At 62.7% G+C, this 26486-nt stretch carries 27 protein-coding genes and 1 tRNA gene; 12 read left to right on the top strand and 16 right to left on the bottom strand.

Annotated features, from left to right (window positions below; all coding sequences use genetic code 11):
* Positions 1–208: 208 nt before the first annotated feature.
* The 8 genes from ptsN to G5V57_RS13440 form a co-directional block, all read right to left on the bottom strand.
* Entirely contained in the window at positions 209–676 is a 468-nt protein-coding gene (gene ptsN, locus G5V57_RS13475) for a PTS IIA-like nitrogen regulatory protein PtsN (protein WP_165167999.1), read from the bottom strand.
* Positions 677–719: 43 nt separating this feature from the next.
* Positions 720–1301, bottom strand: a complete 582-nt coding sequence (hpf, locus tag G5V57_RS13470; protein ID WP_165167998.1) for a ribosome hibernation-promoting factor, HPF/YfiA family — start codon at positions 1299–1301, stop codon at positions 720–722.
* Between the two features lie 196 nt (positions 1302–1497).
* Positions 1498–3003: an RNA polymerase factor sigma-54 gene (gene rpoN / locus G5V57_RS13465; protein ID WP_165167997.1), complete on the bottom strand. Its 1506-nt coding sequence runs from the start codon at positions 3001–3003 to the stop codon at positions 1498–1500.
* Between the two features lie 390 nt (positions 3004–3393).
* Positions 3394–4215, bottom strand: a complete 822-nt coding sequence (lptB, locus tag G5V57_RS13460; RefSeq protein WP_246737617.1) for an LPS export ABC transporter ATP-binding protein — start codon at positions 4213–4215, stop codon at positions 3394–3396.
* A 60-nt stretch (positions 4216–4275) separates the two neighbouring features.
* Positions 4276–4797 carry an LptA/OstA family protein gene (locus tag G5V57_RS13455; RefSeq protein WP_165167995.1) on the bottom strand — a complete coding sequence of 174 codons (522 nt, stop codon included), beginning with the start codon at positions 4795–4797 and terminating at the stop codon, positions 4276–4278.
* On the bottom strand, positions 4794–5441 hold the full coding sequence (lptC, locus tag G5V57_RS13450) for an LPS export ABC transporter periplasmic protein LptC (RefSeq protein WP_165167994.1): 648 nt from the start codon (positions 5439–5441) through the stop codon (positions 4794–4796). The genes G5V57_RS13455 and lptC overlap by 4 nt, the downstream gene beginning before the upstream one ends.
* Complete coding sequence (locus tag G5V57_RS13445) at positions 5425–6036, bottom strand: ribonuclease D (RefSeq protein ID WP_165167993.1); 612 nt, start codon at positions 6034–6036, stop codon at positions 5425–5427. The genes lptC and G5V57_RS13445 overlap by 17 nt, the downstream gene beginning before the upstream one ends.
* A 104-nt stretch (positions 6037–6140) precedes the next feature.
* Positions 6141–6225 (bottom strand) — tRNA-Leu (locus G5V57_RS13440).
* Positions 6226–6357: 132 nt separating this feature from the next.
* On the opposite strand from G5V57_RS13440, the gene G5V57_RS13435 reads away from it, so the two are divergent.
* A complete protein-coding gene (locus G5V57_RS13435) occupies positions 6358–7356 on the top strand; it encodes a complex I NDUFA9 subunit family protein (RefSeq protein WP_165167992.1) in 999 nt (332 codons plus the stop codon).
* 173 nt (positions 7357–7529) lie between these two features.
* Here G5V57_RS13435 and G5V57_RS13430 read toward each other — a convergent pair whose 3' ends face one another.
* Positions 7530–8354 (bottom strand): undecaprenyl-diphosphate phosphatase, encoded by an 825-nt coding sequence (locus G5V57_RS13430; protein ID WP_165167991.1) that lies wholly within the window; start codon positions 8352–8354, stop codon positions 7530–7532.
* A gap of 184 nt (positions 8355–8538) precedes the next feature.
* Here G5V57_RS13430 and G5V57_RS13425 point away from each other — a divergent pair, with 184 nt between their 5' ends.
* The 4 genes from G5V57_RS13425 to G5V57_RS13410 all read left to right on the top strand — a co-directional run bounded on the left by G5V57_RS13425 (position 8539) and on the right by G5V57_RS13410 (position 12143).
* Positions 8539–9222: a glutathione S-transferase family protein gene (locus G5V57_RS13425; RefSeq protein WP_165167990.1), complete on the top strand. Its 684-nt coding sequence runs from the start codon at positions 8539–8541 to the stop codon at positions 9220–9222.
* A gap of 77 nt (positions 9223–9299) precedes the next feature.
* A complete protein-coding gene (gene queG / locus G5V57_RS13420) occupies positions 9300–10412 on the top strand; it encodes a tRNA epoxyqueuosine(34) reductase QueG (protein WP_165167989.1) in 1113 nt (370 codons plus the stop codon).
* Between the two features lies 1 nt (position 10413).
* Positions 10414–11244 (top strand): SDR family oxidoreductase, encoded by an 831-nt coding sequence (locus G5V57_RS13415; RefSeq protein WP_165167988.1) that lies wholly within the window; start codon positions 10414–10416, stop codon positions 11242–11244.
* 119 nt (positions 11245–11363) lie between these two features.
* The gene (locus G5V57_RS13410; protein WP_165167987.1) at positions 11364–12143 is read left to right on the top strand and encodes a sulfite exporter TauE/SafE family protein; all 780 of its coding nucleotides are present in this window, start codon (positions 11364–11366) and stop codon (positions 12141–12143) included.
* Here G5V57_RS13410 and G5V57_RS13405 read toward each other — a convergent pair.
* The gene (locus G5V57_RS13405; RefSeq protein WP_165167986.1) at positions 12121–12924 is read right to left on the bottom strand and encodes a carboxylesterase; all 804 of its coding nucleotides are present in this window, start codon (positions 12922–12924) and stop codon (positions 12121–12123) included. The genes G5V57_RS13410 and G5V57_RS13405 overlap by 23 nt on opposite strands.
* A 116-nt stretch (positions 12925–13040) precedes the next feature.
* Between G5V57_RS13405 and infC the strand changes: the two genes are divergently transcribed.
* Positions 13041–13598 (top strand): translation initiation factor IF-3, encoded by a 558-nt coding sequence (gene infC, locus G5V57_RS13400; RefSeq protein WP_165174092.1) that lies wholly within the window; start codon positions 13041–13043, stop codon positions 13596–13598.
* Positions 13599–13785: 187 nt separating this feature from the next.
* Positions 13786–14742 carry a DMT family transporter gene (locus G5V57_RS13395; RefSeq protein ID WP_165167985.1) on the top strand — a complete coding sequence of 319 codons (957 nt, stop codon included), beginning with the start codon at positions 13786–13788 and terminating at the stop codon, positions 14740–14742.
* 3 nt (positions 14743–14745) lie between these two features.
* Here G5V57_RS13395 and G5V57_RS13390 read toward each other — a convergent pair whose 3' ends face one another.
* Positions 14746–15378, bottom strand: a complete 633-nt coding sequence (locus G5V57_RS13390; RefSeq protein WP_165167984.1) for a LysE family translocator — start codon at positions 15376–15378, stop codon at positions 14746–14748.
* Between the two features lie 243 nt (positions 15379–15621).
* Here G5V57_RS13390 and G5V57_RS13385 point away from each other — a divergent pair, with 243 nt between their 5' ends.
* Positions 15622–16314 (top strand): YafY family protein, encoded by a 693-nt coding sequence (locus G5V57_RS13385; protein ID WP_165167983.1) that lies wholly within the window; start codon positions 15622–15624, stop codon positions 16312–16314.
* Positions 16315–16437: 123 nt separating this feature from the next.
* Here the strand turns inward: G5V57_RS13385 and G5V57_RS13380 are convergent, their stop codons facing one another.
* Together G5V57_RS13380 and G5V57_RS13375 are read right to left on the bottom strand one after the other, a co-directional pair.
* Positions 16438–17139 (bottom strand): SDR family NAD(P)-dependent oxidoreductase, encoded by a 702-nt coding sequence (locus G5V57_RS13380; protein WP_165167982.1) that lies wholly within the window; start codon positions 17137–17139, stop codon positions 16438–16440.
* Positions 17140–17156: 17 nt separating this feature from the next.
* Positions 17157–19163: an acyltransferase family protein gene (locus G5V57_RS13375; protein WP_165167981.1), complete on the bottom strand. Its 2007-nt coding sequence runs from the start codon at positions 19161–19163 to the stop codon at positions 17157–17159.
* A 233-nt stretch (positions 19164–19396) separates the two neighbouring features.
* Between G5V57_RS13375 and rpmI the strand changes: the two genes are divergently transcribed.
* The 4 genes from rpmI to pheT all read left to right on the top strand — a co-directional run bounded on the left by rpmI (position 19397) and on the right by pheT (position 23534).
* Positions 19397–19588: a 50S ribosomal protein L35 gene (gene rpmI / locus G5V57_RS13370; RefSeq protein ID WP_371744781.1), complete on the top strand. Its 192-nt coding sequence runs from the start codon at positions 19397–19399 to the stop codon at positions 19586–19588.
* 22 nt (positions 19589–19610) lie between these two features.
* Complete coding sequence (gene rplT, locus G5V57_RS13365; protein ID WP_165167979.1) at positions 19611–19964, top strand: 50S ribosomal protein L20; 354 nt, start codon at positions 19611–19613, stop codon at positions 19962–19964.
* Positions 19965–20055: 91 nt separating this feature from the next.
* Positions 20056–21126, top strand: coding sequence for a phenylalanine--tRNA ligase subunit alpha (gene pheS / locus G5V57_RS13360; protein ID WP_165167978.1), 1071 nt, complete (start codon positions 20056–20058; stop codon positions 21124–21126).
* Positions 21126–23534, top strand: coding sequence for a phenylalanine--tRNA ligase subunit beta (pheT, locus tag G5V57_RS13355; RefSeq protein ID WP_165167977.1), 2409 nt, complete (start codon positions 21126–21128; stop codon positions 23532–23534). Before pheS ends, pheT begins: the two co-directional genes overlap by 1 nt.
* 441 nt (positions 23535–23975) lie before the next feature.
* Here the strand turns inward: pheT and G5V57_RS13350 are convergent, their stop codons facing one another.
* The 3 genes from G5V57_RS13350 to mbfA all read right to left on the bottom strand — a co-directional run bounded on the left by G5V57_RS13350 (position 23976) and on the right by mbfA (position 26472).
* Positions 23976–24299, bottom strand: a complete 324-nt coding sequence (locus G5V57_RS13350; RefSeq protein ID WP_165174091.1) for a low molecular weight protein tyrosine phosphatase family protein — start codon at positions 24297–24299, stop codon at positions 23976–23978.
* The gene (locus tag G5V57_RS13345) at positions 24296–25444 is read right to left on the bottom strand and encodes an AAA family ATPase (RefSeq protein WP_165167976.1); all 1149 of its coding nucleotides are present in this window, start codon (positions 25442–25444) and stop codon (positions 24296–24298) included. The genes G5V57_RS13350 and G5V57_RS13345 overlap by 4 nt, the downstream gene beginning before the upstream one ends.
* Before the next feature lie 71 nt (positions 25445–25515).
* Positions 25516–26472 carry an iron exporter MbfA gene (mbfA, locus tag G5V57_RS13340; RefSeq protein ID WP_165167975.1) on the bottom strand — a complete coding sequence of 319 codons (957 nt, stop codon included), beginning with the start codon at positions 26470–26472 and terminating at the stop codon, positions 25516–25518.
* Positions 26473–26486: the final 14 nt, after the last annotated feature.

Raw genomic sequence — 26486 nt, 5'->3', positions numbered from 1 at the left:
CGGTTTCGCAGAGAGTTCTGCCGGAACGCCCTTTCGAGAGATCGGAAGGGCGTTCTGCTTTCTGGGTTTATTCCGTCGGCGTGAGGACGTTTCCCTAGATCACGATGAGTTTGGATTGAGTCAATCCAAACTCATAAACGTGATCGATTCTTATATGTTAGCGCGGAATTGTTGCGAAAAACCGGTGCCCACTTTTTCGCATCCCGCGCTATGCCGCGTGCGGCGTCGCAGCAGGCTCGGTGAGAATCGCGTAGAGCCCCTCCGCCGTATCGGTGCCGCGTAGCTTTGCCACGACTTCGTGATCGCGCAGCAGACGTGAAATCCGGGCCAGCGACTTCAGATGATCGGCGCCGGCATGCTCGGGCGCCAGAAGCAGGAACACCAGATCGACCGGCTCGTTGTCGACCGCATCGAACTCGACCGGCGTCGCCAGACGCGCGAACAGTCCGTAGACGCGCGTCAGAGTCGGAATCTTGCCGTGCGGTATGGCGATGCCGTGGCCGAGCCCGGTGGAACCGAGCTTCTCGCGTTGCAGGAGCGTCTCGAAGATCACCCGATGATCGATGGCGGTCAGCTTGCCCGCCGCATGCGCGATCTCCTGCAGAAGCTGCTTCTTGTTCTGCACTTTGAGGGTCGGCAGGATCGATTGTGAATCGATGATCTCGGCTAAGTTCATTTCTTGGTATTCCTTGTTGCGCTCGAGGGCGAGGCGGCAGGCTTCAGGAAGCCGCGCCGAGATGAGGATCGATCCATCCGATATTGCCGTCGGAGCGACGGTATACCACGTTCAGGCCGCCGTCGCGCGCATTGCGGAACAGCAGGAACTGGCCGGTGGAGATATCGAGCTGCATCACGGCCTCGCCCACCGAAAGCTCCGGCACATCGGCGGAGCTTTCCGCGATAATGACAGGATTGAGATCCTTCGGCTCCTCGGCATCGTGCTCTCCCGCGCTCGCAATGACATAGTCGGCCGCGGCGCGCCGGCGCACAGGCTCGACACGGCTGTCATTGTGATCCTTTAGCCGGCGCTTATAACGCCGGAGCTGCTTTTCGAGATGACTGGCCGCCTTGTCATAGGACTGGGTGGCCTCGGCGCCCTGACCATGTGCCTGGAGCACGAGACCGGTCGCCAGATGCAGCGTGCAGTCGGCCGTGAACTGCGAGCGCTGCTTCTCGAGGGTGACATGGGCGGAGACGGTTCCGTTGAAGAACTTCTCGGCGATATCGAAAACTCTATTCTCGATATGCGCCCGCAATGCTGCGCCGATGTCCAGATTTTTGCCAGTGATCTTGACCTGCATTTTACCTGACAGTGCTTATCGACTTGGCCCATCCAATGTGGGCGGTGCGGCGTCCGGCGTCAACTGCCGAAAGTTTCTTATCCCGGCCTTCGGCTTCCGCTATGTCACCAGAGAGGACCAGCCCCCTCCAAAACGGCGCGGAAACTAGTCGTGGGCGCCGGTTAAGTCAACCTTAATCCGAGCCCCGGCCGGAGCATCAGGAGCCGAAGGTGTTCTTCTCCCGGCGGCGCTGTACCGACGAAGGAATTCCTAGCGATTCCCGATATTTGGCAACTGTGCGGCGGGCGATTTCGATGCCTTCCGCCTTTAGCATGTCGACGAGGGTATCGTCCGACAGGACGTTGGCGGCGGACTCGCGCTCGATCATCTCGCGCAGGCGATGGCGCACGGATTCGGCCGAATGCGCTTCGCCCCCCTCGACCGAACTGATCGCCGTGGTGAAGAAATATTTGAGCTCGAAGATGCCGCGCGACGTGGCGACATATTTGTTCGAGGTCACCCGGCTCACCGTCGATTCATGCATCTCGATGGCTTCCGCCACCGTCTTGAGATTGAGCGGGCGCAGATGCTGGACGCCATAGGCCAGGAACGCATCCTGCTGGCGCACGATCTCGCGCGCCACCTTGAGTATGGTCTTGGCGCGCTGGTCGAGGCTGCGCACCAGCCATGTCGCGTTGGCGTGACACTCGGAAAGATAGGTCTTGTCCTCACTGCGCATGGCGCCGCGCGAGACCTGGGCCATATAGCGGTTGTTGACGAGCACGCGCGGCAGCGTGTCGTTGTTGAGTTCGACCAGCCAGCTGCCGTCGGGCGCCGGCCTGACCGACACGTCGGGAACCACCGGTTGAACCGGCTCGGCGCCGAAAACGTGGCCAGGCTTGGGATTGAGCCGGCGCAATTCCGTGATCATGTCGCGGATGTCGTCGGCATCCACCTTGCACAGGCTCTTGAGGGCGGCGAAATCGCGCTTGGCGACAAGATCGAGATGATCGACGAGGACCATCATCGCCGGATCGAGCCGATCCAGTTCCTTGAGCTGCAGCCTGAGGCATTCCTTGAGATCGCGGGCGAAGACGCCGGCCGGATCGAAACCTTGCAGAACGGCGAGCACACGCTCGACATGCGCCACATCGGTGCCCAGCATCTCGGCCACCTGGGCCGGATCGCTCGTGAGGTAGCCCGCCTCGTTGACCATGCCGATGAGGTTCTGGCCGATCAGCCGGTCAGCCGGATCGGCGATGGCCAGTGTCAACTGCTCGGTCAGATGTTCGGCAAGCGTCGTCTCGCGGGTAAGTGCTGCGCCAAAATCGAGATCGTCCTGGTCGAGCGACACGCCACGCGAGGATTTGAGCGATGCCCAGCCCGAATCGACGGGGGACATCTGGGCACGGTTCGCCGCATCGGCGCGGCTTTCGCCCTGATAGACATTCTCGAGATCGGTATCGAGCGTGGCGAGCTTTTCGCTGGCGCTCGCCCCATCCTTCATCGCGCTGGCAACGTCGCGCTCTTCTGCCACGTCGCCGGCGGCGGGCGCCTCGCGCTTCTCGTCGCGCTCCAGCAACGGGTTCTTCTCGAGTTCGCTCTCGACGAAAGCCTGGAGCTCGAGATTCGACATTTGCAGAAGCTTGATCGCCTGCTGCAATTGCGGAGTCATGACCAGGGACTGGCCCTGTCTGAGTTCCAAACGTGGAGTCAGCGCCATCCAAGCGCCCCCTTCCTACCCTGGATCACGATCACTTCGGGCCGGATCAGCCCGAGTTGATAAACGTGATCAGAATCTTAAGCTTAGCGAGCGATCGGACGGAAAAACCGGTGTCCGGTTTTCCTGATCACGCGCTAACGGAGCGGGCGCCTTCACAATCCTTGAATGCCGGAAAACGCCCGCAACTCGGCTTGCGCGTAGCATAACCGAACTTAAAATGCACTACGGCATCCGACTGATAAGGCGCGAAGCGGCTTTCGGACAATCCGATGCGTGAAACAAGGAGATGGATCGCCGAGGTGATCCCTTGAGAACGCCCGGCCGCAATCACGACTTCGTGTGATGGGCCGCAACCGGCCTCTCACGCTGCGCGCAGGAACAGGGAGGATATCAGAGGCTGAAGCCCTCGCCCAGATAGAAGCGCCGCACGTCGGGATTGTGCACGATTTCCTGCGGCGTGCCTTCGGTCAGGACCTCGCCCTCATGGATGATGAGCGCGCGGTCGATGAGGTCGAGGGTTTCACGGACGTTGTGATCCGTAATAAGCACCCCGATTCCCCGAGCGGTAAGCTGTCGCACCAGCTGGCGTATATCACCGATCGCAATCGGATCAATTCCGGCGAAGGGCTCGTCGAGGAGCATGAATTGCGGATGGGTGGCGAGGGCACGGGCGATCTCCACCCGGCGACGCTCACCGCCAGATAACGCCACAGCTGGCGAATGCCGTAAATGCGAGACGGAAAACTCATCGAGCAACTCACGCAACTCACTTTCGCGCCGCTGACGATCGGGTTCGACGAGCTCCAGCACGGCACGAATATTGTCCTCAACCGAGAGACCGCGAAAGATTGAACTTTCCTGGGGCAGATATCCGATACCCAACCTGGCACGCTGATACATCGGCAGGGTGGTGATATCCGTCCCGTCGAGGCTGATCGTTCCCTGGTCCGACGCGATGAGCCCGGTGATCATGTAGAACACCGTCGTCTTGCCGGCGCCATTGGGTCCAAGCAGCCCCACGGCCTCGCCACGCTTCACGGAGAGATCGACCCCCTTGACCACCGGCCGCTGTCCGAAGCTCTTGCGGAGCCCCACGGCAACCAGACCGTCATCGGGGCGCGAATCCTCGGCGCGGCGCCTCGGCGCCTGCTCCGCTATCCGCTGGCCGTGCCCCAACACCTTTACCGGTTTGCGGGGCCGTGCGGCCGTCATTGCCTCACCCTTCTGCGTCACCTGATTACCGCTCATTTAGATTAATATTGGGTGAAACTGTCACTGCTCCGGAACGAAACTGCCCTTGACCCGACCACCGGTCATCTCGCTCTTATTGGTCTTGAGATCGACGAACAGCTGCTCGCCGTTCATCACCGTCTTGCCCTGCAGCACCTTGGCGCCGCCCTTCACCCAGAGCTTGTTCGCTTTGACGTCCATATGGGCGGTCTTGCCGGTAACCGTCTGCTTGGCTGTGACGATCACCACATTGCCGTCGGCGTCGAGCAGGGTGACTTCGGTCTTCTTCTCGCCCTTGGCGTCGAGCTGCTCCTCATAGGTCACGACCAGCGTATCGGTCTTAAGCGTCACATCTCCGCGCTTGGCGTTCACATTGCCCTTGAAGATGGCCTTCTTCTGCTCATCGAGGATTTCCATCGTGTCGGCCTCGATATCGACATTGCGAGGCGTCTTGCTCTCCTGCGTGGCAGCCGACATATCGACCGTCTGGGCGGAAGCCCCAAGCCCGCCGAAAGCGAGCCCAGCAAGCGCGGAGAGTACGGCGAGGCTGGCGCGGCGGTTCATGGGGTGCGGTCTCCTTGAGAGTTCGAGCTTCCAAAATGGGCCTTCACCCCATTCAAGAACAGAATATTGTTGCCGTCATTGGTTATTTGCACGCCATTGGCGTTGATCGTCCCGTTCGACAACTCGACCGCGACCGGGACATCGCTGGTCAGTCGTTTCTCGCCGACGACCACATGGGCCTTGTCCATGCGGGCGGTGAAGCGTCCTTCCGACCGGATCACCACTTCGGTGTCTAGATCGAGCGTCTTGACGTCGGAATTGTAAAGGCCCTTCTTCGACTGGAAGGTGATGGCCTCGCCATTCTTGCGGCTGGTGGCGCCGGAAACCTGATCCAGCTTGATGAATTTCGGCTCGGCCTTGTCCTGGATGCCCGTCACGGCCGAGATCGAATAGGGCTGTTGCTGGCGGTCCAGGCCCGTGATGGTGGAGGTGGTGACCGTCACGTGGTCGGCAGGAACGACGGCCTCCTCGACCGGCGCCGGCGCCGGCGTGAAGGCACCGGTCTGGTAGAGGAATGCCAGGACCACTCCGATCAGGACGAGTCCGAAGGCAGCCGAGACATAGGGCGCCAGACGTGCGCGCGTGGCCGCCCGCGCGTTGCGCCGGCGCGCCCCGCGCGGCATGGCGTCAATGCGCGAAGACATCGTCTTCGGTCCAGCCGAGAAGATCGAGCTCGGCCCGCACCGGGACAAAATCGAAACAGGCGCGCGCCAGGCCCTTGCGGCCCTCGCGCTCCAGCATCTGATCCAGCCTGGCTTTGAGTTCGTGCAGATAAAGGACGTCCTGGGCGGCGTATTGCTTCTGCGAATCACTCAGGACATGGGCGCCCCAGTCGGAGCTCTGCTGCTGCTTGTTGAGCTCGATGCCGAGCAGCTCCTTGACCAGATCCTTGAGGCCATGCCGGTCGGTATAGGTGCGCGAGAGCTTGGAGGCGATCTTGGTGCAGTAGACCGGACCGGTCACCACGCCCAGATAATGCTTCAGTGTGGCGACATCGAAACGCGCGAAATGGAAGATCTTGAGCGCTTCTCTGTTCTCCAGCAGTGCCTTGAGGCGCGGCGCGTCATAGGCCGAGCGGTCGAGCTGGACCAGATGAGCATTGCCGTCGCCCGACGACAATTGCACCACACAGAGCTTGTCGCGCAGGGGGTTGAGCCCGAGCGTTTCGGTATCGATCGCGACTTCCGGTCCGAGATCGAGCCCCGCCGGCAAATCGCCCTTGTAAATTTTTACTGCCATCCGTCAATCGATCGCCGCATTCCGCTCCGGAATGCGACTGCCCAATTTCATATGCTTCGGTCAGATCGAGGGCTCGCCGAGCCGAAGCTCGGGGAGTGAAAAATTGGTGCCCAGAAGAGGACTCGAACCTCCACGCCTCTCAGCGCTAGTACCTGAAACTAGTGCGTCTACCAATTCCGCCATCTGGGCATTGCGGGCGTTCATAGATATCCATTGCATCAGTGTCAACTGACTGCCTTGTGAGGGGCGATTTGGGCTTTGCAAAGGCGGCGGCCCGCCGGTAAAAGGCCCAAATCCTGTCAACATGATGGATTTGACGGCGTGACGCTTGCTCCTTCCGAAACACTGATTACCCTCATCGGCGGCTCCGGTTTTCTCGGCCGGCATGTCACCCGTGCCCTGGCCAAGCGGGGTTACCGCATCAGGGTCGCCTGCCGCAGGCCCGATCTGGCGGGCCATGTCCAGCCCCTGGGTGTGCCGGGCCAGATCATGCCGGTGCAGGCCAATGTGCGCTATCCGGATTCGCTGGCGGCGGTCTGCGAAGGCGCGCAAGCGGTCATCAACCTGACCGGCGTGCTCTACAGTGCCGGGGCGCAAAGCTTTGATGCCATTCATGTTTTTGGCGCAGAGGCAACCGCGAGGGCGGCCAAGGCGGCGAAAGCGAAGCTGTTCATCCAGATGTCGGCGATCGGCGCCGATGCGGGTTCGACCAGTGACTACGCCAAGTCCAAGGCGGAAGGCGAAGCGCGCGCCCGCGCCAATTTCCAGGGTGCGATCGTGCTCCGGCCGTCGATCGTCTTCGGCCCGGAAGACCAATTCTTCAACCGATTCGCCGCCATGGCCCGTTTCTCGCCGGCCTTACCGCTGATCGGCGGCGGGGAGACGAAATTCCAGCCGGTCTTCGTCGGCGACATCGCCCGGGCGGTGACGCGGCTGATCGACGCCAACGTCGCCTCGGGTAAGACCTATGAGCTGGGTGGCCCGGAGGTCCAAAGTTTCCGCTCGCTCATCGATTTCACCCTGGAGACGATCGGCCGCAAGCGCCTGCTCGTCCCCGTGCCGTGGTCCGTGGCGCGCGTCCAGGGCATGATCATGGGCCTTCTGCCCAAGCCGCTCCTCACCAGCGACCAGGTCGAGCTGCTCAAACACGACAATGTGGTGAGCCCCGAAGCCATCGAGGAGGGCCGCACCTTGCAGGGGCTCGGCATCACGCCGCGCGGCATCGAGGCCATCGTGCCGTCCTATCTCTATCGCTACCGTAAGGCCGGCGAATTCTCCGGCCCGACGGGCAAGCCGAAAGAGATCGTCGACCTCAATTAAGGTTCCCGCGCAGGCACGTTTCGGCGAAGCGATTTCACTTCGCCGGGATGCTAGAGCGCTTCCCGCGAAAGTTGCTCGACTTTCGCGACAAGGAAGCGCTCCAGATATATGTCATCGAGCCTTTTTGTCCCGTTTTGATCGAATCCACTGATCCGATCAAAACGGGAAAGGCTCTAATGCACCGTGCCGAAGCTGTAGCCGGAATAGATGAGCGCCAGGAGTATGACGCCGAGCGCCACGCGATAGATCGCGAAGGGCAGGAAGCTCGTGACCTTGACCAGCTTCATCAGCACCGCGATGGTGGCGAGCGCCACGATGAAGGTGAAGGCGGCGGTGAGCAGCTGGTCGCCGGAAATCGGATGGCCTTCGCTGATCGCGGTGCCAAGCTTGAGAACGCCGGCGCCGGCGATCGCCGGAATGCCGAGGAGAAAGGAGAAACGTGCCGCCTCGGGTCGCTCGAAGCCCAAGGCGCGGCCCGCCGTCATGGTGATGCCGGAGCGGCTGGTGCCGGGAATGATGGCAATGGCCTGGGCGACGCCGATGATCATCGCTTGGCCGAACGTCATGTTCTCCATGCGCTTCACCCACAGGCCGTAGCGGTCGCACAGATAGAGCAATATGCCGAAGATGATGGCGTTCCAGGCGACGAGCTGCGGCATGCTGCGGGCCGCATCCATGAAACCGATCTTATCGAGAATGGGCCCGAGAATGACCGCCGGTATGGTGGCGGCGATGATGAACAGCGCCAGCTTGCCCCATACCGTCATGCGGCCGCGCAGGAGGTCGATGGCGCCGCCGATGAGCTTGAGGATGTCACGCCAGAAATAGACAACGACGGCGAGGAACGATCCCATATGCACCATGACGTCGGTCATGAGTCCCTGATCGGGCCAGCCGGTCAGCAAAGGCACGAGTAGCAGATGGCCCGAGGAGGAGATCGGCAGGAATTCGGTAATGCCCTGGATCAGGGCCAGAATCAAAATTTGTTCGATGGGCATGTTGAGACCATGTTCCCGGGGAATCGCTTGCCGCCCGCTTCTCGGGGTTCTATATGCGACATGACGGCCCGGCAATGGCGGCGCGGTATTTCGCCGCTGTATTACGACGATTTAAGATGGAATTCCGCCCGGATCACAAGCTGATCATTTTCCAGCGCGAGTTTCGCAAGTTACAAGGATGCTGATGCCCCGTCTCCATCATTTCACGCTCGATCCCTATTCCCGCCGCATGCGGCTCGCCCTTAACGAATATGGCAGCCCGGCCGAATTGCGCGACGAGCAGCCCTGGGCGCCATCCGCGGACCTGTTCCGCTTCAATGCGGCGGGCACGCTTCCGGTTCTGGTTGAAGACGACGGCTCGGCGGTAAGCGGCGTCGAGGCGTTGAGCGAATATCTGGAGGAGACACGCAACGGCGCCACCTCCCTCATACCCGGCAATGCCGCGGCGCGCGCCGAAGTGCGCCGCCTCACCGGCTGGTTCGACACGAAATTCTACGCCGAGGTCGCCGAGCCGGTGCTGACCGAGAAAGTGGTGCGCCGCTTCATGCCGCGCGAACAGGGCGGCGGCTCGCCCGAGATGACGCGGGTGCGCAAGGGTCTCGACCTGCTGAAGGCCCATCTCGATTATGTCGGCCGTCTGGCCGACGGCCGCAACTGGCTGGCGGGTGATCATCTCTCGCTCGCCGATCTCGCCGGCGCGGCACATTTCTCGGCGATCGACTATATCGGCGATGTTCCGTGGGCTGATTTTCCGTCCGCCAAGGCGTGGTTTCAGCGCCTCAAATCGAGGCCCTCCTTCCGACCGCTCCTCGCCGACAGCGTGCGCGGCATGCCGGCGTCCAAATCCTATACGGATCTCGATTTCTGAAGAGCCGGCGAGCTGTATCCGATTTTCTCAATTTCCGGCTTTTCGCCCCGCTGACGGAAAAGAGATAGAATAGCGGGATGACATCGCTCGAGGACAGACTGAGGGAAAGGGCCAAGGACGAAGGCTTCGCCGAACTGCGCATCGCCGATCCCGCCGCGGCGCCGCAAGCGGGAGGGAGGCTCGGGGAATTCCTGGACCTCGGCCGCGAGGGCGACATGGGCTGGCTCAAGGAGACGGCGGACCGGCGCGCCGACCCGCATGTGCTCTGGCCCGAGGCGCGCTCGGTCATCCTGCTCGCCATGAGTTACGGTCCCGAGATCGATCCCATGAGCCGGCTCGCGCACAAGGATACCGGCGTCATATCGGTCTATGCGCTGGGGCGCGACTATCACGACGTCATCAAGGGCAAGCTCAAGCATGTGGCGCAGTGGCTGGCGCGTGAGACGCAACAGGACGTCAAGGTCTTCGTCGACACCGCCCCTCTCATGGAGAAGCCGCTGGCGGAAGCCGCCGGTCTCGGCTGGCAAGGCAGGCACACCAATCTCGTCTCCCGGCAACTGGGCTCGTGGTTTTTCCTCGGCGCGATACTGAGCGCCGCCGAACTCAAGCGTGACGAAGCGGAGAGCGATCACTGCGGCTCGTGCCGGGCCTGCCTCGATATCTGCCCGACACATGCGTTCCCAGCGCCCTATCAGCTCGATGCGCGCCGCTGTATCTCCTATCTTACCATCGAGCATAAGGGCCATATCGACCGCGAATTGCGCGCCGCCATCGGCAACCGCATCTTTGGCTGCGACGACTGCCTCGCGGTGTGTCCGTGGAACAAGTTCGCCGGCATTGCCCGGGAGGCGAAGCTCAAGGCGCGTGGCGACCTCATCGCCCCCCGGCTCGCCGATCTCGCCCGCCTCGACGATCAGGCCTTCCGCGCGCTGTTCACCGCTTCGCCCGTCAAGCGCAGCGGCCGCGACCGCTTCATCCGCAATGTGCTGATCGCCATCGGCAATTCGGGCGACGCCGGGCTGGCGCCGGAAGCCGAGCGCCTGCTCGGCGACACCTCCGCTCTGGTCCGCGCGATGGCGGTGTGGGCGCTGTCTCGGCTGCTGCCCGAGGGGGATTTCTCACACCTGCGTGACAAACATGCGCAGCAGGAAACGGATGACGCGGTCGCGGCCGAATGGCAGAAGGCCTGACATGCCCCATCTCTTCTGTTTCGGTTTAGGATTCACGGGCCAGGCCCTGGCGCGCCGGCTCACCGCCAAAGGCTGGACGGTCACCGGCACCAGCCGTTCAGGCGAAAACGGGACGCTGGCCTTCGACGGCAGCACCGCGCTTCCTCAATCTGCCTTCGACGGTGTCACTCACCTATTGATCTCGGTACCGCCCGGACCGCAAGGCGATCCCGTGCTGAGCCGTCATGCCGACGATCTCCGCCAGCGCGCGCGGCAATTCCAATGGGCCGGCTATCTCTCGACCACCGGCGTCTATGGTGACCGCCATGGCGACTGGGTGGACGAGACGTCACCGCTCACCCCCACCACCGAGCGCGGCCAGCGCCGCCTCGCCGCCGAGACGCAGTGGCATGAGCTCGGCCTGCCGCTTCACATCTTCCGTCTGGCCGGCATCTATGGTCCGGGGCGCAATCAGCTCGTCTCGATCCTCGACGGCACGGCGAAGCGTATCGTGAAGCAAGGCCAGATCTTCAGCCGCATTCATGTCGAGGACATTGCCGGCGTGCTCGAGGCCTCGATCGCCAGGCCCGATCCGGAACGCGCCTACAATGTCTGCGACGATGAGCCGTGCCCGCCGCAAGAGGTCGTCGCCTTCGCGGCCGAGCTCCTCGACCGGCCGCCGCCGCCCGAGATCGCCTTCGACGCCGCCGCTCTCTCGCCGATGGCGAAGAGCTTCTATGCCGAATCGAAGCGGGTCTCCAACAAGCGCATCAAGCAGGAGCTCGGCTACCGGCTGCTCTTTCCGACCTATCGCGAGGGACTGACGGCGCTGCTGGCGACCCTGCCCTCGTAGTCTCTTGAGTATGAAGAGCGGTTCAAGCAAGCTGCTCGGCGCATTGAGGCTGACGAATCTGGGCGGGCATTCGATGACGCATTCAAACGACTGGCGCCAGAGAAGCGCTGTCCGAAAACATGAAATCTAAAATCGCTGCGTTCGGCTCTGGGACGGCAGTTGGCACGCTCGGCGGATTGATCGGACTGGGTGGCGCGGAGTTTCGCCTTCCCATCCTGATAAGCCTGTTTCGGTTTCCCGCTCTTGAAGCCGTCATTCTCAACAAAGCCATGAGCCTGGTTGTCGTGGCGACCGCCTTGCCATTCAGGGCGGCGACTGTGCCCTTTGACACAATCGCCTCCCATTGGTCCATCATCGTCAATTTGCTGGCGGGTAGCCTTCTGGGAGCATGGGTCGGGGCCAGTTGGGCAACCAAGCTTACGTCACAGACCCTATATCGCACCATTGCCGTGCTGCTTGTCGTGATGGCTGCCGTTCTCCTATGGGGCCATGCTCTGGACGGCGGACAGTCATTGCTCAACGGCACGGCCCAGATGATCGCGGGCGCCCTTGCAGGCTTTGCGATTGGTGTCGTCGCCTCGCTCATGGGCGTCGCTGGCGGTGAACTGCTTATTCCAACCCTGATGCTCCTGTTCGGCGCCGACATAAAGCTCGCCGGAAGCCTGTCCCTTGCCGTGAGCCTCCCGACCATGCTTGTGGGTTTTGCGCGTTATAGCGGTGACCGAAGCTTTGTTGTCATTCGCGAGCACTGGCGCTTCGCATTGACAATGGCGGCCGGGTCAGTGGTCGGGGCAATCATAGGCGGTAAGCTGTTAGGGTTAGTCCCTGATGCGGTCCTGCTCCCTGTCCTCGCCCTGATTTTAATCCTTTCGGCCATCAAGGTTTGGGGGCATCAGTGAGTTGGCTACGCCACCTATATGCGCTTGCCAGCTCCTCGGCGGCGCGGTGGATGGCCAGGATATCCTGATCGCGCGACAGGCGGTGATCGCCATCCTTGATCAAGGTGAACTGCGCGTCGGCGGCGCGGACCGCCTGAAAGGTCCTGAGGCCGAGCTGCCAGGGCACGTCGGGATCCTGGTCGCCATGCAGTATGCGCAAAGGACAGGAAAGATCGAGCCCCTCCTCCAGGACGCAGTGCCGGCGCCCGTCCGCGATGAGGTTGCGCGTGATCGGATAGGGATCGCCGTAGCGGCTGGGCCTCTGCCAGATGCCGTCGCGTTCCAGCGCGGCCAGCGCCTCGGGCCTCGCCGCGATCTCGGCCTCGATGTGGAGGGTCATGTCGGCGGCGGGCGCAACCAGGACCAGCCCGGCGACATGGCCCGCCCCCTCGCGCGCCAGCAGCAGGGCCAGGAAGCCGCCCATGCTGGAGCCGATGAGGATCATCGGACGATCGCCTGCAAGGCTCAAGGCGAGCCGCGCCTCGGCGAGCCACAGGGACAGGTTGCCGTCCTCGAAGCGGCCCTCGGAAGCGCCGTGGCCCGAATAGTCGAACCGGATGAACAACCGATCATCCCTCTCCGAAAGTTCCCGAAGCCGTTCGGCCTTGGTGCCGGTCATGTCGGACTTGAACCCGCCAAGCCACAGGAATCCCGGTCTTTTCCGGTCGGCGTCGCGGGGCTCGCGGCGGTCGACGGCGATACGAATTGCCGGACGGGTTTCCATCATTTCGAATTGTGGCATCAGGCTTCTCTCTCCTTGACTTGCGACCCATCTTCACGGTCTATACAGGGTTCGCAACGCGCTTCGGGGTTCTTGCCATATCCCAGCGCCTTTCAGGAGACGACGACCACTTGAGCATACCACCCCGCAGGCCAGCCAACAGCCGCTCGGCGCAGCCCCAGCCGAACAAAGAAGAGGGCCACAAGATCAACAACCGTATCGATGCCCGTGAAGTCCGCCTCATCGACGCCCAGGGTGAGAACCACGGCGTCGTTCCCATCCGCCAGGCGCTCATGATGGCCGAAGAGGCCGGCCTCGACCTGGTCGAGGTTTCGCCCGATGCGAAGCCGCCGGTCGCCAAGATCCTCGATTACGGCAAGTTCAAATATCAGGAACAGAAAAAGGCCAACGAGGCCCGCAAGAAGCAGAAGGTCATCGAGATCAAGGAGATCAAGATGCGCCCGATGATCGACGACCATGACTATGACGTGAAGATGAAAGCGGTGAAACGCTTCTTCGAGGAAGGCGACAAGGTCAAGGTCACATTGCGCTTCCGCGGCCGCGAAATGGCGCATCAGGAGCTCGGACGGCAATTGCTCGACCGGGTGAAGGGCGACACGGTCGAAATCGCCAAGGTTGAGTCCGAGCCGCGTTTCGAGGGCCGCCAGATCGTCATGGTGCTGGCGCCGAAATAGGCGCTCTGTTATCGCGCGCGCATCCCGGCGAAGTAATTACTTCGCCGAAAAGGATCTGCGCTAAATCAGTACCAGGAGCAAATCCTTATCGCCAAAGTCTTCAACTTTGGCGGGATTTGCTCTACGAGACATGGACCGCTCTATCGTCACGATGGGGCGGTCTTCATTTTCGGAGTCCCATCGCCCGATGATCGATGACCAGGAAGCGCGCCGCCGCCAGCTGATCGGCGTGGCCTGCATGTGCATCGGGGTGGTCGCCTTCACCTTCCAGGACCTCATCATCAAGGGAATCTCCGCGACCTATCCGGCGCATGAGATCGTCTTCGTCCGCAGCTTCCTGGCACTGCCCTTCACGCTCGTCATCGCCCATTTCGAGACGGGCCTCGGCCGGCTCAAGACGCCGCGGATCGGCGCGCATCTGCTGCGCGGCTCCGTCCTGTTCCTCGCCTATACGACCTATTATCTCGGCATCGCCGCCCTCCCCCTCGCCATGGCGGTGGCGATCTCTTTCGCGGCGCCGCTCTTCATCACCGCGCTTGCCGGGCCCTTGCTCGGCGAGAAGGTAGGCCGGGTCCGCTGGTTCGCCGTGCTGCTCGGTTTTGTCGGCGTCCTCATCGTCATGAAGGACGGGCTCGGCATGCTGGAATGGGCGGTGCTGCTGCCCGCCCTCTCGGCGCTCTTCTACGCGCTGGCGCAGTTGCATGGCCGCTATATCGGCGCCACCGAATCGGCCTCGACCATGGCGGTTTATATCAATCTCACCTTCTTCCTGCTGTCCGGACTCGCCGGCCTCCTCATCGGCAACGGCGCCTTCTCCGAATGGAGCCATCCGAGCCTCACCTTCCTGCTGCGGGCCTGGAGCTGGCCGACAACCCAGGACTTCCTGCTCATGCTGGGCTGCGGCGTGGCGGCGACCATCGGCAATTATTGCCTGAGCCAGGGCTATCGCATGGCGGAAGCCAATCTCGCCGCCATCTTCGAATATACCGCCCTGCCCTGGGCCATCTTGTGGGGCTTCCTGTTCTTCGCGCAGCTACCCGGCTATTCGACGCTCGCCGGCGTCGGCCTCGTCATCGTGGCGGGCGTGACCATCGCCATCCGCGAGCGGCCCAGGCGGGCGCCGTTGCGCGGCAATGAGGCGTGACGGTCACAGCTCCAGGCCGCGCCACAGAGTGAAAAGCGCGGCGGCGATCAGCAGCAATCCGGCGATGCGGCCCGACCAGATGGTGAATCCGGGATTGCCGGTCATGGCATTGCGGCCCGCGGCGGCGAGCAGGCCCAGCCCGCCATAGACCGCGAATTGCATCGCCGCCACCATGATGCCGATCACCAGGGCCTGCGACCACAGCGGGCCGAAGGCCGGCCGGATGAACTGCGGATAGACGGCAAGTACGAAGATCCAGGCCTTGGGATTGAGGATGCAGGTGAGGACGGCCTGCGTGAAGATGGCGAGCGACGACCGCCGGCTCTCCTCCGCCACTTTCCCCATCACGATCGTGCTGCGCGCCAGCGTCACGCCGATCCAGATCATGTAGAGGGCGCCGGCGATCAGCATGGGCATATAGAGCTGCGGCACCAGTTGGCTCATGCCAACGACGGCGAAGACGCCGAAGGCGGTATGGAAGGCGCCGCCCGTCATGATGCCGAAGGTGGCGGTGAGGCTGGCTTTGCGGCCGCCCGCCAGCGCATTGGCCATCACATAGATCATGTCCATGCCCGGCACGATGATGATGCCGGCAAGCAGGATGAAGAAAATCCATAGGGCTTCGGGATAGGTCATGGCGTCCGCCGTTTCTCATCTGATCCTAGTGTGCTGAACGCGAAGTTCCTGATATCAGACGGTTGGCACCGACAGGAACTTCGTGTTCAAAAGCACACTAGAATCATTAGGTTTTCTAGTGTCCTTCCGAATCCGAAGTTCGCTCGGAAGGTCCCGCTGGCTGTGGCGAACTTCGGATTCGGGACACTAGCGGGCTATAAGGCTGGCCAATGGCCAGGGCTGTGTCAGTTGCGATGAAGGATCATGCGGAAGGCATCGAGGCTCTTTGAGATCATCCAGATCCTGCGGGTGGCGAAGCGCCCGGTCACGGCCGCGGCGATCGCCGAGCGGCTCGAGGTCACGGTGCGCTCGATCTATCGCGACATCGCGGCGCTGCAGGCGACGCGGGTGCCGATCGATGGCGAGCGTGGCATCGGCTATATCATCCGTCCCGGCTTCGACCTGCCGCCCTTGATGTTCACCATCGAGGAGACCGAGGCGGTCGTCCTCGGGCTCGCCCTCATCGAGCGCACCGGCGACAAGGAACTGACGGCGGCGGCCAGGAAAGTGACGCAGAAGATCGCCGCCGCGGTGCCCCAGCCCTTGCGCCAGGTCGTATCGGCGCGTGCGCTGCATGCCTGGGGGCCGATCGCGCCCCAGCCCGCGAATGTCGATTTCACGCTGATCCGCCGCGCCATCCGCGAGGAGGAGAAGCTCGCTTTGTCCTATCAAGACGAGCAGGGCCAGCTCACCGAGCGGGTGATCCGCCCCCTGGCGCTCATCTATTATCTCGATGCCGCGATGATCGTCGCCTGGTGCGAATTGCGCCAGGCCATCCGCAATTTCCGCCTCGACCGGACTCGGAACTGCACGCGAACCGGACTGCATTTCCGCAACGAAGGCGATGCGCTCAGGGATGTGTGGATATCCGGCTGGAAGACCAAGCCGGCGGAGTGACTCCGCCCCGATGACATCATTCAGCTATCCTTCCCCCTTGCGGGGAAGGTGGCGCGCGAAGCGCGCCGGATGGGGGTCGGGTGGTCTGGCCGAGTGGAAGGAATGTGCGGAGGCGGATCTGTTTCAGAACTTCTCCACCCACGGCCTGAGCTCGATCTCCCAGGTCCAGGCGCTTCGTGGCTGCAGCAATATGTCGAGATAGCTGCGCGCGATCGCATCGGGATCGAGCATGCTGTCGGGCTTGTCCGCGGGCTCGCTGCGGCCGGGATTGCGGATGGCGCCGTCGATGACGAAATGGGCGACATGGATCCCTTGCGGCGCCAATTCGCGCGCCATGCTCTGGGCGAGGCCACGAAGCGCGAACTTGCCCATGGCGAAGGGAGCGGAGAGCGGATAGCCCTTCACGCTGGCGCTGGCGCCGGTGAACAGGATGGCGCCGAAGCCGCGCTTCAGCATGCGCTTGGCGGCCTGCTGGCCGGCGAGGAATCCGCCATAGGCCGAGACCTGGATGGCCTGCGCCACATCAGCCGGGCTGAGCTCGACCAGCGGGCCGCGCAAACGGCCGGAAGCATTGTAGATGACCACATCGGGCTCGCCGATCGCCTTGTCGGCCTCGGCGAACAGCTGTTCGACCTGCGCCGGATCGGCGGCGTCGCAGGCAAAGGTCCTGGCCCTGGTCTCGGCGGCGAGGCTCGCCAGCTTCTGCGGGTTGCGGGCGGCAAGGCCGATCCGCAAGCCCTGCTCGGCGAGAAGCCGCGCCAGGGAGGCGCTGAGACCCGAGCCCGAGCCGATGATAAGGGCGGTGGTGAAGCGCAGCTTGGACATTGAGTTTTCGCCTGCAGCTAATCCTGATCGGCAAAGATAGCATCTACCAGAAATTTGGATCCAATGGTCGACAAATGATTGTCGTCGACATAGTAGGGCACGCCGGCAAATTGTACGGCGCAGCGGCCTTTGACGAAGGTGTCGCAGAAATATGCGCGCGGCTTGATGGGCACGAAATTGGGTCGGGATTCGAATTCCGACAGAATGGACGACACGAACTTGTTCCGCTCGTCATAGTCCCGCATGTCGACGGACAGCTGATCGAGGACTTTGCCCGTGCTCAAATAGTGCCACAGATTCATGCGGGTGGCGTCCCAGCCGATTTCGGGAATCGGATAGACGACATGAACCTTGACGCCAAGCGACAGCATTCCTTCGATGAACTGCCTGAGCGCCTCGCGCTTGTCGCCGGCGGCAATGCTCATTTTTCCATCGGGCGAGAGCGTGAAATACTCCCGGTAGGTCAGCCGATCCGTCGCCCCGTCGCTATTGGTGAAGGCCAGATTCTCGACCTCGCCCTGCGTCGGATACATGCGAATGGTCCACCGCATGGCGATGACGATATGGATGGCGTTCCTCTTCTTGAAATAGGTCAGAAGATCCTGGAACAGCTTCTGACAATGGGCTCGCCGGCTCAGTCCTTCCTTCTGGAAGAATTGCGGGATGATCTCGCAGCGTTCGTCAACGTCGAAGAGTATGCCCCTGATGTTCTGATCTTTAAGGCGCTTGTCCATCTCCCGGGTGAGCGAGCGCGAATGTGAATCGCCATAGACGATATATGCTCGGGTGGCAGTTTCGTCGCCGAACTCGCATATTCTGATATCGGGATTTTCCGGTAGACGGCTTCTCGGCCGACAGATGGAGTGCCCATCTTCTTGATTGGCGGCCATTATGGGCGGCAGTCGCTGTGGAAATCCCCCATTGGCGCTGCCCAGCAATCCGACCGCCAATGTGATCGCGGCACCCGCGCCGGCAAACTTGAAGATCTGCGTCCGGCTGAACAGCTGCCGGTTCCGGAACGGCTTCTCGACAAATCGCCAGCTTATATAAGCCAATATGAATGTCGCGGCGATGAGGCCGACAGCCAAGGCGGCCGACGGTTCGGACTGACCGCGGTAGCGCGCGAAAGCGAACAGCGGCCAATGCCACAGATAGGCGCTGTAGCTGATCAAACCTATCCAGACGAAAGGCTTGCTGCCCAGGATCGCGCTGGCGATGGTTCCCGGCCGGGCAAAAGCGATAATCAGGGCCGTCCCCAGCGTCGGCGCCATAAAATGCAGGCCTGGAGTCGGCGTGTTCCCATCGAAGGTCAGGATCGCAAAGAGAACAAGTACGATACCCAGGCTGCTCATGATCTGAGCGTGCCGCATCGCCGCCGGGGACGCTTCGTGTCCGGCGAGATAGATCGCCAGGATCGCTCCGACCAGAAGCTCCCAGGCCCGTGTCGGAAGGACGAAGAAGGCGAGTTCCGGCTCGTGGACCGTGGCCCATTGGGCAAAACCGAGGCTCGCCAGCGCCGCCGCCGCGACGATCCAGATCAGCCACCGCCGTGAGAAATACCAAGCCAGCATGAGCAGTGGCGGGTAGAACAGATAGAACTGCTCCTCGACCGCGAGGCTCCAGGTGTGGAGCAACGGCTTCAGCTCTGCGACGGGATCGAAATATCCCTTTTCACCGAGAAAATGAAGGTTCGAGGTGAACCACGATACGGCGGTCACGCTGCGCGAGAACGCCACCAGATCCAGCGGCGTCAGCCACCAGTAGGCGAAGGGGATACATATCGCCACGACAAAGAAGAGGGCGGGCAGGATGCGCCGCGCCCGGCGCTCATAGAACTCCGTGATCGAGAAACTGCCGGCTTCCTTCTCCGATATGATCAGAGAGGTGATCAAGAAGCCGCTGATGACGAAGAAGACATCGACACCGACAAAGCCGCCGGTAACGGGTCCGAAACCCGCATGGAACAGGATGACCGACGAAACGGCCACGGCCCTGAGACCGTCGATCTCTCTCCTGTATTGCATCGCCACTGTATGTTCCCGGGCAGGCTTCTAGCCATCTGGCCCGGCGCTGTTAAGCGCAAAAATGAACCTTACGTTGGGGACCCCTCTATTTCCTGTTACGTCAGGTTGGGCGGGCCCACTTGCATTTTCCCCGGGCTTCCGCCATAACCCGGCCCGTTCAAACCGCCTGGCCTGTAAAGGGCATGCCAGGGCGGTCTTTTATTGTGCACCGAAAGGATAGCGAAATGCCCAAAATGAAGACGAAATCGTCGGCCAAGAAGCGATTCAAGGTCACGGCGACCGGTCGCATCAAGGCCGGTCAGGCTGGCAAGCGCCACGGCATGATCAAGCGCACCAACAAGCAGATCCGCAATCAGCGGGGCTCCATGATTCTGGCCGAGGGCGATGAGCGCCTGGTCAAGATTCATATGCCTTATGCCCGCTAAGCCGCTGCAAGGAGTTTAAGACATGTCCCGCGTAAAGCGTGGTGTGACGGCCAGAGCCGCCCACAAGAAAGTCATCAAGAGCGCGTCCGGCTATTTCAGCCGCCGCAAGAACATCTTCCGCGTCGCCGTCCAGGCGGTAGAGAAGGCGCAGCAGTATCAGTATCGCGACCGGCGCAACAAGAAGCGCAATTTCCGCGCTCTGTGGATCCAGCGCATCAATGCGGCGACCCGCGAACTCGGCCTCACCTATGGCCGATTTATCAACGGGCTCGGCAAGGCCGGTATCGAGATCGACCGCAAGGTTCTGGCCGATCTCGCCGTGCGCGAGCCTCAGGCTTTCGCCGCTCTCGTCGAAAAGGCGAAAGCGGCTCTCTGAGCCTCGTCAGCATCCATCGGTTCGGGCCGGGCTTTCGCTGGCGCTCCATGAAGCGCCATCGGCCCGGCCTTTTTCGTTGAAAGACCCACAGATGAGTCTGCAAAATCTGGAACAATCGCTGATCGACGGCATCGCCAGCGCGGCGGACGAGACCGAGCTCGAGAGCTTACGCGTCTCGGCTCTCGGCAAGAAGGGCGCCATTTCCGAGCGCATGAAGACGCTGGGCGCCATGGCGCCGGAAGAGCGCAAGACGGCCGGCGCCGAGCTCAATGCGCTGAAGGAGAAGGTCACGGAGGCGCTCAGCGCGCGCAAGGCGGCGCTTCAGGCCACGGCGCTCGAAGCCCGTCTCGTCACCGAGAAGATCGACGTAACCCTGCCGACGCGTCCGGAAGCGCAAGGGACCATTCACCCGGTGAGCCAGGTGTGGGAGGAAGTGGTGCAGATCTGGGGCGATCTCGGCTTCTCCGTAGCCGAAGGCCCCCATATCGAGAACGATTTCTACAATTTCACCGCGCTCAACATCCCGCCGGAGCACCCGGCGCGCCAGGAGCACGACACCTTCTACTTCCAGCCCAAGGCTGACGGCTCGCGGATGCTGCTGCGCACCCACACCTCGCCGGTGCAGATCCGCACGATGCTCGAGGGCAAGCCGCCGATCCGCATCATCGCGCCCGGGCGCACCTTCCGCTCCGATTCGGACCAGACGCACACCCCGATGTTCCACCAGATCGAGGGCCTCGTCATCGACGAGGAGACGCATCTCGGCCATCTCAAATGGGCGCTCGCCGAATTCTGCAAGGCGTTCTTCGAGATCGATGACGTCAAGATGCGCTTCCGCGCCTCGCATTTCCCCTTCACCGAGCCGTCGATGGAAGTCGACATCAACTGCTCGTGGGAAGGCGGCCAGGTGAAAATCGGCGAAGGCTCGTCCTGGCTCGAAATCCTCGGCAGCGGCATGGTGCATCCGAGCGTGATCAAGGCCGGCGGCCTGGACCCTGAGCGCTATCAGGGCTTCGCCTTCGGCATGGGCCTCGACCGCATCGCCATGCTGAAATACGGAATCCCGGATCTGCGCGCCTTCTTCGAGGCCGATCTGCGCTGGCTGCGCCATTACGGCTTCCGCGCTCTGCAAGTCCCCACTCTCGCCGGAGGGCTCTCCTGATGAAATTCACCCTCTCCTGGCTCAAGGACTATCTCGACACCGACGCCACGCTTGACCAGATCGTCGACGGCCTCATCGGTATCGGCCTCGAGGTCGAAGCGGTCGAGGACAAGTCGAAGCCGCTCGCCCCCTTCACCGTCGCCTATGTGAAGGAAGCGCGTCCGCATCCCAATGCCGACCGCTTGCGCGTCTGCGACGTCGTCACCCGTTCCGGCCTCATCCAGGTCGTGTGCGGCGCGCCGAATGCCAAGACCGGCATGAAGGCGATCTTCGCGCCGCCCGGCGCCTATATTCCAGGCACCAAAATGACGCTCGAAAAGGGCGTCATCCGTGGTGTCGAATCGAACGGCATGCTCGTCTCCGAGCGCGAGCTCATGCTCTCGGAGGAGCATGACGGCATTATCGAGCTCGACCAGACGGCGCCGATCGGCTCACCCGCGGCGGAAGCGCTCGGCCTTGCCGACCCGATGATCTACATCAAGGTTACGCCGAACCGACCCGACGCGCTCGGAATCTATGGCATTGCCCGCGACCTCGCCGCCAAAGGTCTCGGCACGCTGAAGCCGCTCGCCGCACCTGTCATTCCAGGCCGCTTCAAATCGCCGGTCGGCGTCTCGCTGATTTTCGACGGCGGCGATGTCAGTCCCTGCCCGCTCTTCGTCGGGCGCTACATCAGAGGCGTCAAGAACGGCCCGTCGCCCGCATGGCTGCGGAACCGGCTGAAGGCAATCGGGCTCAGGCCGATCTCCGCCCTCGTCGACATCACCAATTACATCACTTTCTCCTATGGCCGGCCGCTGCATGTATTCGACGCCGACAAGATCAAGGGCTCGCTGCATGCGAGACTCGCCAAGCGTGGCGAGTATCTGCGCGCGCTCGACGGCAAGACCTATTGGCTCGACGGCAATATGACGGTCATCGCCGATGAGCGCCGGCCCGAGGCTCTGGGCGGCATCATGGGCGGAGAGGAATCGGGCGTGTCTGACAAGACCGTCAATGTCTTCCTCGAAGCGGCCTATTTCGATCCGCTGCGCACCGCCGCGACCGGGCGCAAACTCGGCGTGCTGTCCGATGCGCGCTACCGCTTCGAGCGCGGCGTCGATCCGGAATTCACGCAAGCGGGCTCGGAATTCGGCACTGAGATGATCCTCGAACTGTGCGGCGGCGAGCCGTCCGAACTCGTCATCGCCGGGCATGCGCCCGACACCAAGCGCAGCTATCTGCTCCGCCGCGGGCGGGTGGCGAGGCTAGGCGGCGTCGAAATCCCGGAAGCCCGTCAGAAGGCAATCCTCACCGCCCTCGGCTTCGCCGTTACCGAGACGCCGGACGGGCTTTCCTGCGCCGTTCCCTCCTGGCGGCCCGATGTCCATGGCGAGTCCGATCTCGTCGAGGAAGTCTGCCGCATCTATGGGCTCGACAGAGTGCCCTTCGCCGAGATGCCGCGGCTTTCACCGATCGCCAAGCCGGTCTTGAGTTCGCTGCAGCGGCGTATGATCCAGGCCAGGCGGACGCTGGCGACGCGCGGCCTCAATGAGGCCGTCACCTGGTCGTTCCTGCCCGAGGCGCATGCCAGGCTCTTCAATGACGGCCAGCGCAACCGCGATCTCGTGCTCGCCAATCCGATCTCGTCGGAATTGTCCGACATGCGGCCGTCGCTTCTGCCCAATCTCATCGCCGCGACGGGGCGCAATATGGCGCGCGGCGTCCAGGACGTGGCGCTGTTCGAAGTGGGCCAGGCCTATGCCGGCGACAAGCCTGAAGATGAGACTCTGCGCGCCGCCGGCACGCGGCGCGGCGATGCCGTGCCGCGCAACTGGATGGGCGGTCAACGCGCTGTCGACGTCTTCACGGCCAAGGCCGACGCGCTCGCGGTGCTCGATGCGGCCGGGGCTCCTGTCGCGACCATGCAGATCGTGGCAGAAGCGCCCTCCTGGTATCATCCCGGCCGCTCCGGCACGATCCAGATGGGCCCGCAGAACAAGCTCGCGACCTTCGGCGAGATCCATCCGCGCATCCTGGCGGAAATGGACGTGAAGGGACCGCTGGTCGCCTTCGAGGTCAATCTCAGCGCCATTCCGGGGACCAAGGGCCGGGGCAATACCCGCGCGGCTCTCAAGGCGTCGGACCTCATGGCGCTGAAGCGCGACTTCGCCTTCGTCGTCGACGAAACGATCGAGGCCGACAAGGTCGTGAAAGCCGCCAAGGGCACCGACAAGCAGCTGATCTCGGATGTCGTCGTGTTCGACCGTTTCGCCGGCGGCACGCTCGAGGCGGGCAAGGCGTCGCTCGCCATCGAGGTGACGATCCAGCCGCGCGAGAAGACGCTGACCGAGGAAGAGATCGACGCCCTGTCGCAGAAGATCGTGGCGCAGGTCCACAAGGCGACCGGCGGCGTGCTCAGGAGCTGAGCCCGCGCCCTATACCATCGTCATCCCGGCTTTCGCCGCTATCGGATTCACACATCTGATGGCCGGCTTGCCGCTTTACCCTCGCCCTGCAAGCGAAGCGCAGCGGGGAGAGGGAAGGGGCCCGACGCGCAGCGGCGGGAAGGGTGAGGGGCACGGCCACCGACGCAGTGAGGGCATGCTTGTCGCGAGAGCGTTCAGTTGTCTGAGGTCGAACTCAATCTCGCAAAAGCCCCTCACCCTCCCATTGCTGCGCAATGGGCCCCTCCCTCTCCCCGCTAAAGCGGGGCGAGGGTAAGGGCGCATCCCTCAGGAGATGTGTGCATATGATAGCGGCGAAAGCCGGGATCCATTCAATAGAGTGAGCCAGGCAAAGTTGCCTGGGCTTCACCAATTTATTGGCGCCCCGGCTTTCGCCGGGAGACGGAACCTGGAAGGGCGGGGTTACGGCAGATAACGCGACACTTTCTTCTCGAGCAGGCGGACGAGCTTCGGGTCCATGAGCTCGAACTCATCTGGTATATCGAGGCAGATGACGTGCGCCTTCTTGAGCTGCGGCCGAAAGCGCTGCAGCAGCTTGCTGCGATGTGCCTTCTCCATCACGAAGATGATGTCGGCCCATTCGACGAGTTCGGCGGTGAGCGGATTGTCGGCGTTGTGATTGGTACCGGCCGAAGCGACCTCTATATCGCGGCGCGTCGAGAAGACCTGCTCGGCGGTCGGACTGCGCAGGCGGTTCTGGCTGCAGACAAAGAGGATGTTCTTCAACGTGAAGGCCATTTCCAGGGCGGCGCCGTCCGATCCGGCACGATTGTCTCGCCGAGCTCCTTCTCGAGCCGGACGAGCAGGCTCTCCGGATGGCGGTCGAGCGCGGCGACGAGCTCGGAGGAATGCGAGACGAGGATGATCTGGCAGCGCTCGGCCGCTTTGGTCACGAGGCGGGCCAGCGGTCCGAGAAGATCGGGATGCAGGCTCGCTTCCGGCTCGTTGAGAATCATGAGCTCGGGCGGGCGCGGCGACAAGAGGGCGGCAATCAGCAGGATGTATCTGAGCGTGCCTTCGGAGAGCTCCGCGACATTCAGCTCGCGCAGCAGTCCATGCTGCTTCATCTCGATCTCGAAACGGTCATTGACGCCGAGGCTCGCGCCGTCGAAGGCGTCGGCGACTGCCTCTTCGAGCGCTGATCGGTTGCCCACCTCGATGATCGTCTGAAGAGCGGCGCCGATATCGCCACCGTCGCCGGCAAGGACCGGCGTGAAAGTCCCGACCTGCGGCCGGCGCGCCGGCGCTTCGCGATCGGTGCGCAGATTGTCGTAGAAGCGCCACTGGCGCATCCGCTCGCGCAAAAGAAGCAGCTCCCAGCCATCGAGCGGGTCGGCGCGATGGGTCATCATGCTGTCGAAATGCGACAGATGCTCGGTGCAGTCGCGCCAGGTTCCGGATCTACTCTCGCGCAGGCGGGAATGCGCGCCATGCCGCTCGGCGATGACATTGGCGCGGCCGAGAAGCTCGCCAGTCCACACCGCCTCGACCTTGATGATGGGATCGCGGGCGAAACGTGACGGCGACGGCGGAGGCAGGCCGAGATCGATGGCGTAGCCGTAGTCTTCCGAGGAGAAGCCGAGCTTGAGGCTGATGGGACCCGAGCGGCGCGTACCCTGTACCGGATGCTGGCCGCTTTTCATCTCACGGCTGAATTTCTCCGGCCCCGCCCACAGTGTCGATGACAGGCCGCCCTCGGCGGCGAGCGAGGCCACCACGCGCCCTTGCGCGACATCCGACAGCAGGCGCAAGGCCCGATAAAGGCTCGACTTGCCGCTGCCATTGGCGCCGGTGACGATATTCAGCCGGCCGAGCGCCAATGTGACGTCACGCAGGGAACGGTAACCGGAAATGGCAAGCCGCGTGATCATGCCCGTATCAGTTCTGTAACAGCCCCATCTAAGCGCGGGGGACTATAGCCGGACGCGGCGATTGTGCCAATTCACGAGCTGCCGATGAAGATGCCGGCGAGAAACACCAGGGCGCCGCCCACCGCCACCTGGAAGGCGGCGCGCAGGAAGGGCGTGTCCATGTATTTCCAGCGGATCCAGGATATCGCCCACAGCTCGAAGAATACCACGATCATGGCGACGACGGTGGCGGTCCAGAAATCCGGAATGAGATAGGGCAGCGTATGGCCGAGGCCGCCGACCATCGTCATGAGCCCTGAGGCGAGGCCGCGGATCAGCGGACGTCCGCGTCCGGAGAGCTTGCCGTCATCGGACAAAGCTTCGGCGAGCCCCATTGAGATGCCGGCACCGATCGAAGCCGCAAGGCCGACGAGGAAGGTCTCCCAGGTGTTGTGGGTGGCGAAGGCCGCGGCGAAAAGCGGCGCCAGGGTCGAGACGGAACCATCCATCAGGCCGACGAGGCCCGGCTGGATCACCTGCAGAAGGAAGAGTTTTTGTCTGGCGTCGGCCTCTTCGAGCCTGGCGTCGGGGGTGAGGTGCTTGAGGCCGAGCCGGTCGGCGAGCGAGGTATGCTCCTTCTCGGCCAAGGCCAGCTCCTGCAGCAGTTTCTGGATGGCCGGATCCACCGCCTGCTCGGCCGCCTTGGTATAGAAGCGCATATTCTCGAGTTCCAGCATCTCGGCACGCTGGCGCATCGTCTCGAGCGTCATCTGGCGCGACAGCCACACCGGCGTGTGCTTGACAAAGCCCAGCACGTCGCCGCGCCTGATGAGCGGAATGAAATCGCCGAATTTCTTCCGATAGGCGTCGGTGAGGCTCTCCTTGTGCGCCTGCTCCTCCTCGGCCATCTCGACGAAGACCTTCGCCGAGGCCGGGAACTTATCCATCAGCGCATGGGCGAAGGCCAGATAGGTGCGGGAATCGTCCTCTTCGCTCGATATTGCCAGCGCGAGGATCTCCTGTTCGGTCAAGTCTGAAAAGGCTTTCATGCCCCATAATTAGA

This window comes from Nordella sp. HKS 07 (genome assembly GCF_011046735.1).
GTDB lineage: Bacteria > Pseudomonadota > Alphaproteobacteria > Rhizobiales > Aestuariivirgaceae > Taklimakanibacter.
Note: the sequence above shows the minus strand (reverse complement) of the source record. Positions and strands in the feature narration are given on the sequence as shown.

What these genes read in the sequence shown, in the direction of transcription:
- ptsN (WP_165167999.1), bottom strand. Translation starts at nt 676, where the DNA reads ATGAACTTAGCCGAGATCATCGATTCACAATCGATCCTGCCGACCCTC.
- hpf (WP_165167998.1), bottom strand. Translation starts at nt 1,301, where the DNA reads ATGCAGGTCAAGATCACTGGCAAAAATCTGGACATCGGCGCAGCATTG.
- rpoN (WP_165167997.1), bottom strand. Translation starts at nt 3,003, where the DNA reads ATGGCGCTGACTCCACGTTTGGAACTCAGACAGGGCCAGTCCCTGGTC.
- lptB (WP_246737617.1), bottom strand. Translation starts at nt 4,215, where the DNA reads ATGACGGCCGCACGGCCCCGCAAACCGGTAAAGGTGTTGGGGCACGGC.
- G5V57_RS13455 (WP_165167995.1), bottom strand. Translation starts at nt 4,797, where the DNA reads ATGAACCGCCGCGCCAGCCTCGCCGTACTCTCCGCGCTTGCTGGGCTC.
- lptC (WP_165167994.1), bottom strand. Translation starts at nt 5,441, where the DNA reads ATGTCTTCGCGCATTGACGCCATGCCGCGCGGGGCGCGCCGGCGCAAC.
- G5V57_RS13445 (WP_165167993.1), bottom strand. Translation starts at nt 6,036, where the DNA reads ATGGCAGTAAAAATTTACAAGGGCGATTTGCCGGCGGGGCTCGATCTC.
- G5V57_RS13430 (WP_165167991.1), bottom strand. Translation starts at nt 8,354, where the DNA reads ATGCCCATCGAACAAATTTTGATTCTGGCCCTGATCCAGGGCATTACC.
- G5V57_RS13425 (WP_165167990.1), top strand. Translation starts at nt 8,539, where the DNA reads ATGCCCCGTCTCCATCATTTCACGCTCGATCCCTATTCCCGCCGCATG.
- queG (WP_165167989.1), top strand. Translation starts at nt 9,300, where the DNA reads ATGACATCGCTCGAGGACAGACTGAGGGAAAGGGCCAAGGACGAAGGC.
- G5V57_RS13415 (WP_165167988.1), top strand. Translation starts at nt 10,414, where the DNA reads ATGCCCCATCTCTTCTGTTTCGGTTTAGGATTCACGGGCCAGGCCCTG.
- G5V57_RS13410 (WP_165167987.1), top strand. Translation starts at nt 11,364, where the DNA reads ATGAAATCTAAAATCGCTGCGTTCGGCTCTGGGACGGCAGTTGGCACG.
- G5V57_RS13405 (WP_165167986.1), bottom strand. Translation starts at nt 12,924, where the DNA reads ATGCCACAATTCGAAATGATGGAAACCCGTCCGGCAATTCGTATCGCC.
- G5V57_RS13395 (WP_165167985.1), top strand. Translation starts at nt 13,786, where the DNA reads ATGATCGATGACCAGGAAGCGCGCCGCCGCCAGCTGATCGGCGTGGCC.
- G5V57_RS13390 (WP_165167984.1), bottom strand. Translation starts at nt 15,378, where the DNA reads ATGACCTATCCCGAAGCCCTATGGATTTTCTTCATCCTGCTTGCCGGC.
- G5V57_RS13385 (WP_165167983.1), top strand. Translation starts at nt 15,622, where the DNA reads ATGCGGAAGGCATCGAGGCTCTTTGAGATCATCCAGATCCTGCGGGTG.
- G5V57_RS13380 (WP_165167982.1), bottom strand. Translation starts at nt 17,139, where the DNA reads ATGTCCAAGCTGCGCTTCACCACCGCCCTTATCATCGGCTCGGGCTCG.
- G5V57_RS13375 (WP_165167981.1), bottom strand. Translation starts at nt 19,163, where the DNA reads ATGCAATACAGGAGAGAGATCGACGGTCTCAGGGCCGTGGCCGTTTCG.
- rpmI (WP_371744781.1), top strand. Translation starts at nt 19,397, where the DNA reads ATGAAGACGAAATCGTCGGCCAAGAAGCGATTCAAGGTCACGGCGACC.
- rplT (WP_165167979.1), top strand. Translation starts at nt 19,611, where the DNA reads ATGTCCCGCGTAAAGCGTGGTGTGACGGCCAGAGCCGCCCACAAGAAA.
- pheS (WP_165167978.1), top strand. Translation starts at nt 20,056, where the DNA reads ATGAGTCTGCAAAATCTGGAACAATCGCTGATCGACGGCATCGCCAGC.
- pheT (WP_165167977.1), top strand. Translation starts at nt 21,126, where the DNA reads ATGAAATTCACCCTCTCCTGGCTCAAGGACTATCTCGACACCGACGCC.
- G5V57_RS13345 (WP_165167976.1), bottom strand. Translation starts at nt 25,444, where the DNA reads ATGATCACGCGGCTTGCCATTTCCGGTTACCGTTCCCTGCGTGACGTC.
- mbfA (WP_165167975.1), bottom strand. Translation starts at nt 26,472, where the DNA reads ATGAAAGCCTTTTCAGACTTGACCGAACAGGAGATCCTCGCGCTGGCA.